Genomic DNA, 13,413 nt, shown 5'->3' with positions numbered 1-13,413 from the left:
GGAGGCGTGAAGCTCAGACGCTGACGACGGCGCGCTCGGAGCTCGTGGCGACCGCCGTCGAGAGGTCGCCGCCGATCCGGTAGCGCGATCCGCGGTGGTCGGCGGGCAGCCGGTCGCCGTCGCCATGCAGCTTGTCGCGCAGCGTGCCGGGTGCGTACTGCTCGGGGTAGGCGCCGCGAGCGCGCAGCACCGGGATGACATGCTCGACGATGTCCTCGAACGTGCCGGGGGTGATCGCGTAGGCGAGGTTGAAGCCGTCGACGTCGGTGCAGTCCACCCATTCCTGCAGCAGGTCGGCGATCGTCTCGGCGCCGCCGACGATGGTCGGGCCGAGTCCGCCGATCGCACCGCCCGTGGCGATGTCGCGCACGGTGAACTCCTCGCCGTTCTTCGCCGACTCCTCGTAGTTCTGGATGACGGAGCGGATGGCGTTCGACTCGACGTTGCCGACGGGCTCGTCGAGGTCGTACTGGGAGAGGTCGATGCCCATCCATCCGGACATGAAGACGAGCGCGCCCTCCGGGGAGGCGTAGCGCACGTAGTCCTCGTACTTGGCCTGGGCCTTCTCGTCGGTCTCGTCGGTGACGATCGTGAGCAGCGTGTAGATGCGGGCGGCGTAGCGTCCGCGCCCGGCCGCCTCGAGGGCGTCGCGGATGCGGGCCACCGTGGACTTCAGCACCTCCTTGGTGGGGGCGGCGACGAAGATCGCTTCGGCGTTGTCGGCCGCGAAGGCGACGCCGCGTGAGGAGGCACCCGCCTGGTAGATCACGGGGGTCCGCTGCGGCGACGGCTCGGAGATGTGGATGCCGGGAACCGTGAAGTGCTTTCCGCTGTGACGGATCTCATGCACCTTCGAGGGCTCAGTGAAGACCCCGGTATCGCGGTCACGCACGACGGCGTCGTCCTCCCACGAGCCCTCCCACAGCTTGTAGAGCACCTCGAGGTACTCGTCGGCCTGGTCGTAGCGGTCGTCGTGCTCGAGCTGGTCGTCGTGACCCATGTTGCGTGCGGCGCTCGGCAGGTAGCCGGTGACGACGTTCCATCCGACGCGCCCCTTGGTGAGGTGGTCGAGGGTCGTCATGCGGCGGGCGAACGGATACGGGTGCTCGTAGGCGGTGCCCGCAGTCACCCCGAAGCCGAGGTTCTTGGTGACGGCCGCCATCGCCGAGACGAGCAGCACGGGATCGTTGACGGGCACCTGCGCGCCGTTGCGGATCGCGGCCTCGTTGGTGCCGCCGTAGACGTCGTAGGTGCCGAGCACGTCGGCGATGAAGATGCCGTCGAACGTTCCGCGCTCGAGAAGCTGGGCGAGGTTCGTCCAGTACTCGATGTCCTTGTAGGTGTCGGAGCGGTCGTCGGGGTGGCGCCACATGCCGGAGGACTGGTGGGCGACGCAGTTCATGTCGAAGGCGTTGAAGCGGATCTGGCGGGGGGAGTTCTCGGTCACGGTTCGATGGTGGTCCGCGGACGCCGTGCCGTCGAGGGCCGCGGTCACGGACCGCAACGAACGGTCACACGCGGTAACACCGGTGAGGCCGGAGAGGTGGGGATCTTGCCAGATCGAACTTAACGATATATCTTTGACCCATCACGATAATCACTCCATCCCCCCGGAGAGGAGAGTTCACATGAACCCTCACCACGCACACTCGCGCCACGAGCGCCCCGCACGCTTCCACCACGACCCCCGCCTCCCGTCCCAGCACGGCCCCCAGGCAGAGTTCGGCATCCACGCCTACGGACCCGGACGCATGGGCGGCTTCCCCGGCGGCCCCGGCTTCGGCCCGTGGGGCGGCCGCGGGCGAGGCAAGGGCCGCGCCGGCCGCGGCGACATCCGCGCCGTCATCCTGTCGCTTCTGAGCGATGGCCCCAGCAACGGCTACGGCCTCATCAAGACGATCGACGAGCGCTCCGGCGGCACCTGGCGCCCGAGCCCCGGCTCGGTGTATCCCACCCTGCAGCAGCTCGTCGACGAGGAGCTCATCGAGGCGACCGGCGAAGGCCGCCGCACCGACTACTCCCTCACCGACGCCGGTCGCGCCTACGTCGAGCAGAACGCCGACGAACTCGCGAAGGCGTGGGAGTCGGGAGCGCCGCAGCGTTCGGAGGGCGAGCTCGCCTTCCAGCAGAGCGTCGGCAAGCTCATGGGAGTGGTGGGCCAGTTCCACCACTCCGCCACCGACGCCCAGCGCGCCGCCGCCGTCGAGAAGCTCGACGAGGCGCGGCGAGCGCTGTACCTGATCCTCGCCGACTGAGCGGGACCACCCCAGTGGCCGTCGGGTTCGCCCGGCGGCCACTGTCGCACGCGCACCAGATGTGACACCCTGCCGGTTGCCGGCCATTAACAGGGCATGACGAAGAGACCGGAGCACCCGATGCGCGACGACGAGCTCGATGTGCTGCTCGCGCGCACCGCACCCGAGCCCGACGAGCGCGCTCTCCTCCGAGTAGCGCCGAGCATCGCGCACCTCGTGCACGCGACGCGCCCGACGAGACGGAGTCATCTGCGTCCCTGGCACGCGGTCTTGGCGGGGACCGCTCTTGTGGGCGGGTTCGCGCTGCCCGCGGGGATCACCCGCAACGATGCACACCTCAGGGTGCCCCCGTACGTGGGCATCGAGGACGGCGCCATGCGATCGAACGAATCCATCCCGGTCCGCTACACCACGCACGACGGGCACGAAGTCAGCTGCCGCACATGGATCGATGTGATGGACGCAGACCAGGAGGTCATCGATCACATCGACGACGCCATCCGCGGCATCGACTGGTCGGGCTTCGCACAGCGCACCCACGATGGGCTCGCCGACCCGCCGCCTCACGACCCGACGTCGCTGAATCCGGATGAAGCCACCTCGGACGCGGTCGCGCGCGCTCTCTGGGCCTTCAGTGAGCCCCTCGTGGACGAGGTGCGCCCGTCGGACCGCCCCGACCTCCGCGTGCTCGCCCTGACGACGAGCTGCCTGCGAGAGATTCCGTGACCGCGCAGTCGGCCCGCGCGACTGCCACATCGTCGGGCTCGGCGTCATTCTTCGAGCAGCTCGTCCAGCGCGAATCCGCCGCCCTTCTTAGCTACTTCCTGCGCAGGGTCGAGCAGCCGGCAGACGCCGCTGACCTCGTCGCCGAGACGCTTCTCGTGCTGTGGCGCCGCGCGAACGCCGTCCCTGCCGATGCGACCGAAGCACGCATGTGGATGTTCGGCATCGCACACCGCGTGCTGCGCGGATGGACCCGCTCGCGCAGGCGACAGAACGCGCTCTCCGAGCGCCTGCGTGACGAGCTCGCGACGACGGTCGTGCACACGGACGACGACGGCCGCATCGTGGCGCTGCGAGCGGCGATCGCGAACCTTTCCCCGCGTGATCGGGAGCTCATCCGCCTCGTGCACTGGGACGGATTCACCCTCGCCGAGGCGGCGACGGTGCTTGGGATCCGGCCGGGTGCGGCCCGCATGCGGTCCCACCGCATCCGCGAGCGGCTGCGGGCGGAGCTCGGCTGAGGCGCTCTACTTCTTCTCGGTGAGCAGCGCCTCGAGGCGCGCCACCTGGTCCTTGAGCTCGCGGATCTCGACGATCACCGGCAGATCGACGGGGGCTGGCTCCGTCGGATCCTCCTCGCCCACCTTCATGCGCTCCATCGCCTCCACGACGACCGCGATCAGCAGGTTCATCACGATGAGGGTCGTCACGATGCTGTAGACGATGAAGTAACCCCATACCCACGATTGCTCCGCTGCGATCGGCGCGACGAGGTCGGGCCAGCCGTCGCCGAGCATGATGCGGAAGAGCGACACCGTCGACAGCCAGAGGTCGCCGAATCCCGGCGGGTACGCGGTGCTGAAGAGGGTCGTCGACGCGACCGCGAAGACGTAGATCACCATCATGAGCAGCCCGCCGATCGAGGCGATGCCGGGGATCGCCGCACCGAGTGCGGCCACCACGAGGCGCATCGACCGCACCGCCGACAGCAGACGCAGCACCCGCAGCAGACGCAGCACGCGCAGCACGCCCGCCTCGGCGCCAGCGGGGATGAGCGCCACCACCACCACGAAGAAGTCGAAGATGTTCCACCCGTTGGTGAAGAACCGCCACCCGTGCGCCCAGATGCGCAGCACCAGCTCGGCCACGAAGATCGCGATGATCACCATGTTCACGTAGTGCAGCTCGTGCCCGATCGCGTCCGTGATCGCCGGGTAGGTCTCGAGCCCCAGGATCACGGCGTTGAGAAGGATGAGGCCGATGATGCCGCGCTGGAAGGGCTTCGCCTCGACGAGCATCAGAACGCGGGTGCGGAGGGTGCGCGTGGTGGTGGTCACCGCAACAGATTAGAGCGCGAGCATCCGTTCGGTATCACCGAAGACCTCGAGGCCCGCGCACTCGCCCGTGCCCTCGAGCAGCACCCTCCCGTCTGCGCCGGTGTGCCGGATGTGCACGCGCGCATCGAGCGTCTCCTCCACCCGCTGATGCATCGCGGTGCGCAGCGGTGCATGCAGCAGGCCGCCGCGCACCCGCTCCGCGGTCAGCTCGAGCGTGCCCGCACGACCGGTGACGCTCCAGTGCACATGACTGTCGTCGATCTCGAGCCGCCGCTCGGTCGAGCGATTCCAGGTGGCCCAGGTGTGCAGTGCATCTCCGTGCCGCAGCGCGATGATCGTGCCGCGGAACGCGCGCCGCATCCAGGGGATCGTGGCGACGGATGCGACGAGCGAGGCATCCGGATCCGTGTCGATGTGGTTGCTCGCGAGCCACACGTAGCCGGCGGGAAACGCCGATCCCCAGTCCTTCTCGATGTAGCCGCGCCCTCCGTCGAAGCTCACCGGCTCGCCCTCCACGAGCAGCTCGCCGGCGAGTGGATGCCCGAGCGACACGATGCCGTGGAAGCATTCCATCTTCGGCACGAGCCCGAACCAGCCCATGATGCCGGGCGCCCGCCAGGTGACGGGGAACGGATCGAGGGGCGCCGTGTAGTCGATGCGCCCCCGCAGCTGCGGCAGCTCGAGCGTGACCCCGCTGCTGTCGAAGCGGTTGCCCGCGACCTCCACCTCGAAGCGCCGATCGGATGCTCGGAACGCATCGACCGGGAACACGTGGTACCAGCTGCGGCCGGTGAGACCGTCGAGCACCTGCACGAACGCCTCATCGCGTTCGGCGTCCTCGCCCACCCCGCGGAAGATGCCGGGGATCACCGCCCAGCGCTGTCGCCGATCCGCGGAGACGAGCTTGATGTACCAGCCCTCGAAGAACCCGCGCTCGATGCCGTGACCGTGGAAGGCCTCCGGATACCGGACGCCCCGGATGTACGCGGCGGGGGTGCGCATGCCGTCAGGCTAGCCGCGCGGCCACCCCGCGTGCACCCTATTCGCGGCCGCGGTTGCGACGGCGCGCACCGCCGGGAGCACGCGGCCCCACGAACGAACGCGACGAATCCACCACGAAGCCGTGGCGCAGCGCCTCACGGCCGATCAGCATCCGGAAGCCCATCTGGTCGCGGTTGCTGAGGGTGACCTCAGCCGTCACCTCGCGCCCGGCCAGCACGATCCGCATGAGCACGACGATGCGCTCCTGCACGTGCCCCGACGAGCTGCGCACGTTCCGGCGGTCCCGGATCGGGCACTCGACGATCACCGGATCGTCATCGGATTTCTGCCACGGGTGCACGGCGAACCGCACCCAGTCGACGCCGTCCTTCACGAACACAACGGGGTCGTAGGCGTGGATCGACGAGGTCTGCGCGCCGGTGTCGATCTTCGCCTTGATCCACGGCACGCCGATTCCGGGCAGCTGCACCCACTCACGCCACCCCACAAGGGTGTTTGAATGGGTGTTCTCGCTCATCCCACCTATATTGGCAGGCCGCCCACATGAAACTCGCCATCCTCTCGCGCGCCCCCCGGGCGTACTCCACGCAGCGCCTTCGCGCAGCGGCGGTGCAGCGCGGCCATGAGGTGAAGGTGCTCAACACCCTGCGGTTCGCGATCGACCTCACGGGAGACGAGCCCGACCTGCAGTTCCGGGGTCGTCCGCTGAGCGACTACGACGCCGTGCTGCCGCGCATCGGCTCCTCGATCACCTACTTCGGCACCGCCGTGGTGCGACAGTTCGAGCAGATGGACGTCTACACGCCCAACACCGCCAACGGCATCTCGAACGCCCGCGACAAGCTCCGGGCCAACCAGATCCTTTCGCGCCACAACATCGGCATGCCCGCCACCACCTTCGTGCGCAACCGCGCGGATGTGCGCCCCGCGATCGAGCGCGTCGGCGGCGCCCCCGTCGTCATCAAGCTCCTCGAGGGCACCCAGGGCATCGGCGTGATCCTCGCCCCGGATGTGAAGACGGCCGAGGCGATCATCGAGACGCTGCACTCCACGAACCAGAACGTGCTCATCCAGCGATTCATCTCGGAGAGCCGCGGACGCGACATCCGCGCCCTCGTCGTGGGCGACCGTGTCGTCGCGGCGATGCGCCGCACCGCGAAGGGCGACGAGTTCCGCTCCAACGTGCATCGCGGCGGCAGCGTCGAGCGCGTCGCGCTCACCCCCGAATACGAGCAGGCGGCCGTGCGCAGCGCCCAGATCATGGGGCTGCGCGTCGCGGGTGTCGACATGCTGGAAGGCAACGACGGCCCGCTCGTGATGGAGGTCAACTCCTCGCCGGGCCTCCAGGGCATCGAGACCGCCACCCAGCTGGATGTCGCGGGCGCGATCATCGACTACATCGCCGCCCAGGTGGCGTTCCCCGAGATCGACGTGCGCCAGCGCCTGTCGGTGTCGACCGGATACGGGGTCGCCGAGCTGCAGATGCTCCCGAACGCCGAGTATGTGGGTCGCCCCCTCGGCGATGCCGGGCTCTGGGAGCGCGACATCACGGTTCTCACCCTGCACCGCGGCACGCTCGTGATCCCCAACCCGCGCAAGAACGTGATCCTCGAATCCGGCGACCGCCTGCTGTGCTTCGGCAAGCTCGACGAGATGCGCACCATGATCCCGGAGAAGAAGCGTCGCCGGGCGCGTGTGCGCCGCCTGCCGGCCGAGCCGATTCCCGCCACCGAGACGCAGGAGCCGCTGCTCGCCTGACGCGTTCTCGTCGCCACGTCAACCCCGTGGCTGCGACCCGCGCCGATTTCTAGCGTGGGCGCATGTCGAACAACAACTTCATCCCCATCCAGCCGATGGTTCCGTTCGTGGAGGGCGACCTCGACGGCACGCTCGAGCGTGACGGAGAGGTCGCGCTGGATCCAGACGCAGCCAACGAGAACCTGACGAGCGCCGAAGCCGACCGCCTCGCGGCCGAAAGGGCCGCCGACGATGCCGACGAGGACTGACAGCTAGCGACGCACCCCGGCCCGGCGCTCCTCGCGGCCGCGCCGCACGAACTGGCGGATGCCGCGCAGCGGGTGCCCGTTCGCGATCGCCTCGATGAGCTCGGCGGCGCGGTACGACAGAGCGCCGTCGCTCGACATGACGAGGCTCCGGAGCGACGTGGTCGGCATCATGCGCACGAGGAACCAGCCCTCCTTCACCGCGGCGTCACGCTCGGGTGAGTCCGACATCCGAAGTGCCCTGCGGTACTCGCCGTCCACCTGTCCGAGCGCCGCACGGTGCAGCAGGCGGCCCGTGAGGGTGCCGGATGCGTCGCCGATGCGGTGCTGCATGCCGAGCCGCGTGGGCATGGGCGGCACGACGATCTCGCGGCCGACCAGCTCGGCGAACGCGGCGCGGACCTCCGTCGGCGGGCGTCGGTACGCGGCATCGACCGCGGGGGAGTACGGCGAGCGCGATGTCTGCCCGCTCGTCACCTCGAACGTCGCCTCGAGGCGCACATCCTGTGCGGATGCGGCGGCGAGGAGCGTGCACGAGCCGTTCTCGAGTCGCCATCCGCCATCGGCGACATCCCAGTAGGAGAGCTCGGCGACCGGGAACTCGACGTGCACGCGGCGCTCCTCGCTGGCCGGCACGTGCACACGCTCGAACGCGCGCAGTTCCTTCTCCGGCGCGAACACGGCGCTCTCATCCCGGCGCACATAGAACTGCACCACCTCATCGGCGGCGCGTTCGCCCGTGTTCGCGACCGTGAGCTCGGCGACGACCATGCCATCCGCGATCCGCACCTCGAGGTCGCGGTAGACGAACGAGGTGTAGCTGAGTCCGTGGCCGAAGGGGTAGGCGAGGTCGGTGCCCGCGAGGTCGTGGTGCCGGTAGCCGACGAACACCGACTCGAAGTACTGGGCCACGTAGGCGCGGTCGAAGTCAGCGGCGGAGCTCGCGTCCGCCGCGGTGCGGGGCCAGCTCTGCGCGAGCCGACCGCTCGGCACGGCCTCGCCGAACAGCAGCCGCGCGGACGCCTCGCCCCCGGTCTGCCCTGGCAGGAACATGTCGAGGACTGCATGCACCTGCTCCGCGCGTGGCACCGCGAAGGGCGCACCCCCGAACAGCACGAGCACCACACGCGAGCCCTGATCGACGAGACGCTCGATGAGCCGACGCTGATCCTCCGCGATCTCGAGCGAGGTGCGGTCGAATCCCTCGCACTCCTCCAGGTCGCCGAGCCCGCCGAAGAACAGCACCGTCTCCGCACCCTCGGCGACACGCAGCGCCTCGGCCTCGAGCTCCGTGTCGACGCCCTCGTACATGCTGCGGTAGCCGCGCGCGTAGCGGTAGCGAACACCGCGCGCATCGAAGGCGTCGCGGGGAGTGACGAGGCGAGTGGGTGCGATGAGCGACGATCCGCCGCCCTGGTACCGCATCCGGTCGAACATCTCGCCGATCACGACGAGGCCGTCCGCATCCGGAGCGAGGGGGAGCGCGCCGTCGTTCTGCAGCAGCACCGCGCCCTCCACGGCGATGCGCGTCGCGAGCTCCGCATGCGCGTCGGCGTCCTCGGGCGCGCCCTTCTCGTCGTGGTGCACCCGCTCGATGAGGGTGAGCATCCGCTCCACCGCACGATCCAGCACCTCAGCGGGAAGGGATCCATCTTCCAGCCCCTGGGCGATGGCGGTGCGGTTGTGCCGCACCCCGCCCGGCATGTCGAGCTCGCATCCGGCGATGAGCCCGGCGACGCGGTCATTCGTGGCACCCCAGTCGGTCATCACGAGCCCGTCGAAGCCCCACTCCTCACGCAGGATGCCGGTGAGCAGGGTCGCGTTCTCGGAGGCGAAGCTGCCGTTGACGCTGTTGTACGCCGCCATCACCGTGGCGGGGCGCGCCTCGGTCACCACCCGTTCGAATGCGCGCAGGTAGATCTCGCGCAGCGCGCGCTCGTCGACGACGCTGTCGCCCACGAAACGGAAGTCCTCGTTCGAGTTGGCGGCGAAGTGCTTGACCGAGGTGCCGACGCCCGCCTCCTCCACTGCCTGCACGTACGCGCTCGCGAGCACGCCGGTGAGCAGCGGGTCCTCCGAGAAGTACTCGAAGTTGCGCCCACACAGCGGGTTGCGCTGGATGTTGACACCCGGCGCAAGCAGCACGTGCACGCCGCGGGCGCGAGACTCGGCCGCGATCGCCGCGCCCACCGCGCGGGCGTTCGCGGGGCTCCAGGTGTTGGCGAGCACGATCGTGGTCGGGAACGCCGTCGACGGGATCGCGCCGCCGACGCCGAACGCGCCATCCTCGCTGCGCACCAGCCGCACGCCGTGCGGGCCATCGGTGACGCAGAGCTGCGGGATGCCGAGGCGGGGGACCGGGTTCGTCCACCAGGAGCGTCGCCCCTCCAGCAGCATGATCTTCTCGTCGCGCGTGAGCTGCGTCGTGAGCTCCGCGGGCGTGCGGCCGGCGTCTGTGCTGGTCATGTGTCCCCCTGCCCGAGACTAGCGAGCCCGGAGCCCCGGTGGCCGATCGACAACCGCCACCGCATCGAGGCGACGCGCGAGCGCCGCGACCGACAGAATCCCTCGCCGCGCCCCGGAATCCGCGCGCGGCGAGGCATCCTGGTGGTGCCGCGACGTGCGGCCCGATTCAGGAGTGTGCTGTGGCTCGAGCCGACACCGCCGCCGTGCTGGCTGGCGCGACCGTCCTCATCACGGGTGCCGCCCGCGGCATGGGCGCGATCTATGCCCGCAAGGCCGCGGACGGGGGAGCAGCGGGCATCGCACTGTGGGACGTCGACGAGAAGCTCGCCAGCGAGCTCGCCGCAGAGCTCACCCGCCCGGGCCTGCGGATCGAGGTGTTCCCGGTCGATGTGTCGCAGCTGGACGCGATCCGCGCGGGCGTCGCCGCGACGCGCGAAAAGCTCGGTCCCGTCGACATCCTCATCAACAACGCCGGGATCGTGCGGGGGGTGCCGTTCTGGCAGCACGATGTCGAGCGCGACATCGAGCTCACGATGCGCATCAACACCCTCGGCCCCATGTGGCTCACCCGCGAGGTGCTGCCCGACATGATGAGCTCCCCCGCGCGACCCAAGCGCATCCTCAACATCGCGTCCGCCGCAGGCACTCTCCCCAACCCCAACATGAGCGTCTACGCGGCGTCGAAGTGGGCGATGATCGGCTGGAGCGAATCGATCCGCCTCGAGCTCAGCCGGATGGGCTACCCGCACGTGAAGGTCACGACCTTCTGCCCCAGCTACGTCTCGACGGGGATGTTCGAGGGCGCCCGCGGTCCGCTGCTGACGCCCATCATGACCCCGGATCAGGCAGCGAGCGCCGCCTGGAAGGGCATGCTGCGCGGCACCCCGATGGTGCTGCGCCCATGGACCGTGAAGCTCGCGATGGCCCTGCGCGGTCTCCTCCCCACCCGCTGGTGGGACGGCGCCGCCGCGAAGGTGTTCCACGTGTACTCGTCGATGGACGCGTTCGTGGGGCGCAAGGAGAGCTGAGCTCCCAGCGCGAAGCGTCGTATCCGCGAGACACTGGGGGGATGACCGAGCAGCCGACCCCGCGCGTGCGGTTCGAGCTGTTCACCTCGGCGTTCTGCGGCTCGTGCCACAGCGCGCGGATCGTGCTCGGGCACGCGGCATCCATGATCCCGGGCGCCGTCGTCGAGGAGCATGATGTCGCGTTCGATGCGGACTACGCCGAGCAGCACGACATCACCTCGACTCCCACGGTGATCGTGCGCGACGCCGAGGGGAAGCAGGTGTTCCGCGCGGAGGGGGCACCGAGCATGGAGCAGGTGCTGGGCGCAGCCGCCCTCGCGATCCCCGACTGATCCCGGCCAGTAGCGTGAGGCCATGCGCATCGACGAGCTCGTGACGATCGGATGGTGGGGCGTCATCCCCGCGATCGCCGTGGGCAGCCTGCTCCATTTCGTGTACGACTGGAGCGGCCACCACCCCTGGGTGGCGCGCTTCGCCGCCGTCAACGAGAGCTACTGGGAGCACATCAAGATCGCCGTCTGGCCGATGGTGCTGCTGTTCATCGTTCTCGCCGTGCTCGGCGGATGGGGGGAGCCGGCGTTCGTGCCGGCCGCGACGATCGCGCTCTATTCGATCCCGGTGAGCATCATCGGCATCGAGTTCCTGGCGAAGGCGATCCTCGGACGCAATGTGCTCGCCGTCGACATCGGCCTCTTCTGTGTAGCGATCGTCCTCGCGCAGGCGATCTTCTCGGCGACGCTCATCCAGCTCGCCGCCGACGGACTGTCCATCGCCCTCGCCGCGGTCTTCCTCGCGGGGCTCCTTGCATCGTTCCTTCGCTTCACCCTGCGACCCCCGCGCGAACCGGACTTCTTCATCGACCCGCTCAACCGCCGCTACGGACTGGCCGGTCACCCGCACCCGGTGCCCGGGAGCCCGCCGACGGAGGGATGACGCGCGTCAACCAGCCCCGGAAACGACTCGACGGCACCCCCCGAAGGTGATGCCGTCGTTCCGTGCGCGAGGCGGGACTTGAACCCGCACGCCCTTGCGGGCACTGGCACCTGAAGCCAGCGCGTCTGCCATTTCGCCACTCGCGCGTCGATCCGCCAGAGCAGATCAGCCTTCCGAGACTATCACGCGTCGCTTGCACCCCGGACCGCGCATCCGGACCGCGCATCCCCGCCCAGCATCCACATCCACACCCCGGCGAATCGTGCGTGATTGTCGATTCAGGGCCTCCATAGCGACCATCTCGCACGATTCTCGGGGTGGAGGATGAACCGCCGACGCCCGCAGGCTGAGGTCCCTCCCTGCCTGGACGACTACGATTCAGAGAGTCCGGAGCACGCCAGAGCTCAGCCGCCTGCCGAGAGGAGACCCCTTGGGGATTCTCGACCAGTTCGAGAAGGGCTTGGAGCGCGTCGTCAACGGCGCCTTCGCCAAGGCCTTCAAGAGCGGGCTGCAGCCTCTCGAGGTGACCGCCGCGCTGCGCCGCGAGCTCGACACGAAGGCGGCCGTCGTCTCGCGCGACCGCATCCTCGTGCCCAACCGCTTCCGAGTGCGGCTCGCACCCTCCGACTACTCGCGGATGACAGGGCTCGGTCCCGCGCTCATCGACGAGTTCACGCAGCTTGTGCAGCAGCACGCGAACGCCCAGCGCTACTCGTTCGCCGGCGGCATCGACATCGCGCTCGAGAACGACCCCAACCTGCCGACGGGTGTCGTGCGCATCGATTCGGAGAACGTGCAGGGCGCTGTCGTGTGGACGCCGGTGCTCGACATCGCCGGCCGCCGCCACACGCTCGCGAAGGGCCGCACCGTCATCGGCCGCGGCAGCGACGCCGACATCACGCTCGACGACGCCGGCACCTCGCGCCAGCACATCGAGATCCTGTGGGACGGCACCCGCGCCCAGGTGACCGACCTCGGCTCCACCAACGGCTCCAAGCTCAACGGCCAGAAGGTCACGAAGGCGCTCCTGGAACCCGACTCGGTGATCGAGATCGGCCGCACCCGCATCGTGTTCCGCGTTCTCGCGCAGTCGGCCGATGTCGCCCCGGGCGGCAACGTGCGGCAGGATGGCACACGATGAGCGAACTGACCCTCCTCGTGCTGCGGATCGGCTTCCTGATCCTGATGTGGGCGTTCGTCTTCATGGTGGTCTACGCGCTGCGCTCCGATCTGTTCGGCAACCGGGCCCGCAAGGTGGCACCCGGCCCGGAGATGTTCCCTGTCTCTCCCGTCGTCGCCGCCCCGGCCGCGGCGCCCGTCGCACAGCTCACCGAGCCGGTTCACCGTTCGCAGCCGCACGCCGGCTCCAAAACCCCGCGCCGCCTCGTCATCACCTCCGGCCCCAAGGAGGGCCTCGAGCTCGAGCTGCCCGCCGAGCAGCTCACGATCGGGCGATCGAGCGAATCGGGCCTCGTGATCCGCGACGACTACACCTCCACCCACCACGCACGGCTCATGCTGTGGAACGACTCGTGGGTGATCCAGGATCTCGACTCCACGAACGGCACCTTCCTCGACGGCACGCGCGTCGCCCTGCCCACACCGGTGCCCGTCGGCTCGACCGTGACCATCGGCACGACGAGCTTCGAGCTGCGGCGGTAACTCG

General features: G+C 69.3%; 15 protein-coding genes and 1 tRNA gene. 10 read left to right on the top strand and 6 right to left on the bottom strand.

What is annotated here, in order from left to right; translation table 11 throughout:
- Positions 1–13: 13 nt before the first annotated feature.
- Positions 14–1,447 carry an LLM class flavin-dependent oxidoreductase gene (locus tag HCR12_RS00215; RefSeq protein ID WP_255429665.1) on the bottom strand — a complete coding sequence of 478 codons (1,434 nt, stop codon included), beginning with the start codon at positions 1,445–1,447 and terminating at the stop codon, positions 14–16.
- A gap of 181 nt (positions 1,448–1,628) precedes the next feature.
- Between HCR12_RS00215 and HCR12_RS00210 the strand changes: the two genes are divergently transcribed.
- From HCR12_RS00210 to HCR12_RS00200, 3 genes are all read left to right on the top strand, one after another.
- Positions 1,629–2,255 carry a PadR family transcriptional regulator gene (locus HCR12_RS00210; protein ID WP_166869571.1) on the top strand — a complete coding sequence of 209 codons (627 nt, stop codon included), beginning with the start codon at positions 1,629–1,631 and terminating at the stop codon, positions 2,253–2,255.
- A 96-nt stretch (positions 2,256–2,351) separates the two neighbouring features.
- Entirely contained in the window at positions 2,352–2,981 is a 630-nt protein-coding gene (locus tag HCR12_RS00205; protein ID WP_166869572.1) for a hypothetical protein, read from the top strand.
- Positions 2,978–3,499, top strand: coding sequence for an RNA polymerase sigma factor (locus HCR12_RS00200; protein ID WP_166869573.1), 522 nt, complete (start codon positions 2,978–2,980; stop codon positions 3,497–3,499). The genes HCR12_RS00205 and HCR12_RS00200 overlap by 4 nt, the downstream gene beginning before the upstream one ends.
- A gap of 6 nt (positions 3,500–3,505) precedes the next feature.
- Here HCR12_RS00200 and HCR12_RS00195 read toward each other — a convergent pair whose 3' ends face one another.
- Genes HCR12_RS00195 through HCR12_RS00185 form a run of 3 tightly spaced genes read right to left on the bottom strand, consistent with a single transcriptional unit; the run spans position 3,506 to position 5,834 of the window.
- Complete coding sequence (locus HCR12_RS00195; RefSeq protein ID WP_166869574.1) at positions 3,506–4,315, bottom strand: ion transporter; 810 nt, start codon at positions 4,313–4,315, stop codon at positions 3,506–3,508.
- 9 nt (positions 4,316–4,324) lie between these two features.
- Positions 4,325–5,317 carry a tocopherol cyclase family protein gene (locus tag HCR12_RS00190; protein WP_166869575.1) on the bottom strand — a complete coding sequence of 331 codons (993 nt, stop codon included), beginning with the start codon at positions 5,315–5,317 and terminating at the stop codon, positions 4,325–4,327.
- Positions 5,318–5,354: 37 nt separating this feature from the next.
- Positions 5,355–5,834: an ATP-dependent zinc protease family protein gene (locus tag HCR12_RS00185; RefSeq protein ID WP_166869576.1), complete on the bottom strand. Its 480-nt coding sequence runs from the start codon at positions 5,832–5,834 to the stop codon at positions 5,355–5,357.
- Between the two features lie 26 nt (positions 5,835–5,860).
- Here HCR12_RS00185 and HCR12_RS00180 point away from each other — a divergent pair, with 26 nt between their 5' ends.
- Positions 5,861–7,075 carry a RimK family alpha-L-glutamate ligase gene (locus tag HCR12_RS00180; protein WP_166869577.1) on the top strand — a complete coding sequence of 405 codons (1,215 nt, stop codon included), beginning with the start codon at positions 5,861–5,863 and terminating at the stop codon, positions 7,073–7,075.
- 62 nt (positions 7,076–7,137) lie between these two features.
- On the top strand, positions 7,138–7,323 hold the full coding sequence (locus tag HCR12_RS00175) for a hypothetical protein (RefSeq protein ID WP_166869578.1): 186 nt from the start codon (positions 7,138–7,140) through the stop codon (positions 7,321–7,323).
- A 3-nt stretch (positions 7,324–7,326) separates the two neighbouring features.
- Here the strand turns inward: HCR12_RS00175 and HCR12_RS00170 are convergent, their stop codons facing one another.
- Positions 7,327–9,786 carry a glycoside hydrolase family 3 protein gene (locus tag HCR12_RS00170; protein WP_166869579.1) on the bottom strand — a complete coding sequence of 820 codons (2,460 nt, stop codon included), beginning with the start codon at positions 9,784–9,786 and terminating at the stop codon, positions 7,327–7,329.
- Positions 9,787–9,965: 179 nt separating this feature from the next.
- Between HCR12_RS00170 and HCR12_RS00165 the strand changes: the two genes are divergently transcribed.
- Genes HCR12_RS00165 through HCR12_RS00155 form a run of 3 tightly spaced genes read left to right on the top strand, consistent with a single transcriptional unit; the run spans position 9,966 to position 11,747 of the window.
- Entirely contained in the window at positions 9,966–10,814 is an 849-nt protein-coding gene (locus HCR12_RS00165; RefSeq protein WP_224763543.1) for an SDR family NAD(P)-dependent oxidoreductase, read from the top strand.
- A gap of 41 nt (positions 10,815–10,855) precedes the next feature.
- Positions 10,856–11,146, top strand: a complete 291-nt coding sequence (locus HCR12_RS00160) for a thioredoxin family protein (RefSeq protein WP_166869580.1) — start codon at positions 10,856–10,858, stop codon at positions 11,144–11,146.
- A gap of 22 nt (positions 11,147–11,168) precedes the next feature.
- Positions 11,169–11,747 (top strand): DUF6512 family protein, encoded by a 579-nt coding sequence (locus HCR12_RS00155; protein WP_166869581.1) that lies wholly within the window; start codon positions 11,169–11,171, stop codon positions 11,745–11,747.
- 63 nt (positions 11,748–11,810) lie between these two features.
- On the opposite strand, the gene HCR12_RS00150 is transcribed toward HCR12_RS00155, so the two are convergent.
- Positions 11,811–11,893 (bottom strand) — tRNA-Leu (locus HCR12_RS00150).
- A 284-nt stretch (positions 11,894–12,177) separates the two neighbouring features.
- Here HCR12_RS00150 and HCR12_RS00145 point away from each other — a divergent pair.
- Together HCR12_RS00145 and HCR12_RS00140 are read left to right on the top strand one after the other, a co-directional pair.
- Entirely contained in the window at positions 12,178–12,888 is a 711-nt protein-coding gene (locus HCR12_RS00145) for an FhaA domain-containing protein (protein ID WP_166869582.1), read from the top strand.
- Entirely contained in the window at positions 12,885–13,409 is a 525-nt protein-coding gene (locus HCR12_RS00140; RefSeq protein ID WP_166869583.1) for an FHA domain-containing protein FhaB/FipA, read from the top strand. Before HCR12_RS00145 ends, HCR12_RS00140 begins: the two co-directional genes overlap by 4 nt.
- The last annotated feature ends 4 nt before the right edge of the window (positions 13,410–13,413 follow it).

Source organism: Salinibacterium sp. ZJ70, assembly GCF_011751865.2.
Classification (GTDB): domain Bacteria; phylum Actinomycetota; class Actinomycetes; order Actinomycetales; family Microbacteriaceae; genus Homoserinibacter.
Note: the sequence above shows the minus strand (reverse complement) of the source record. Positions and strands in the feature narration are given on the sequence as shown.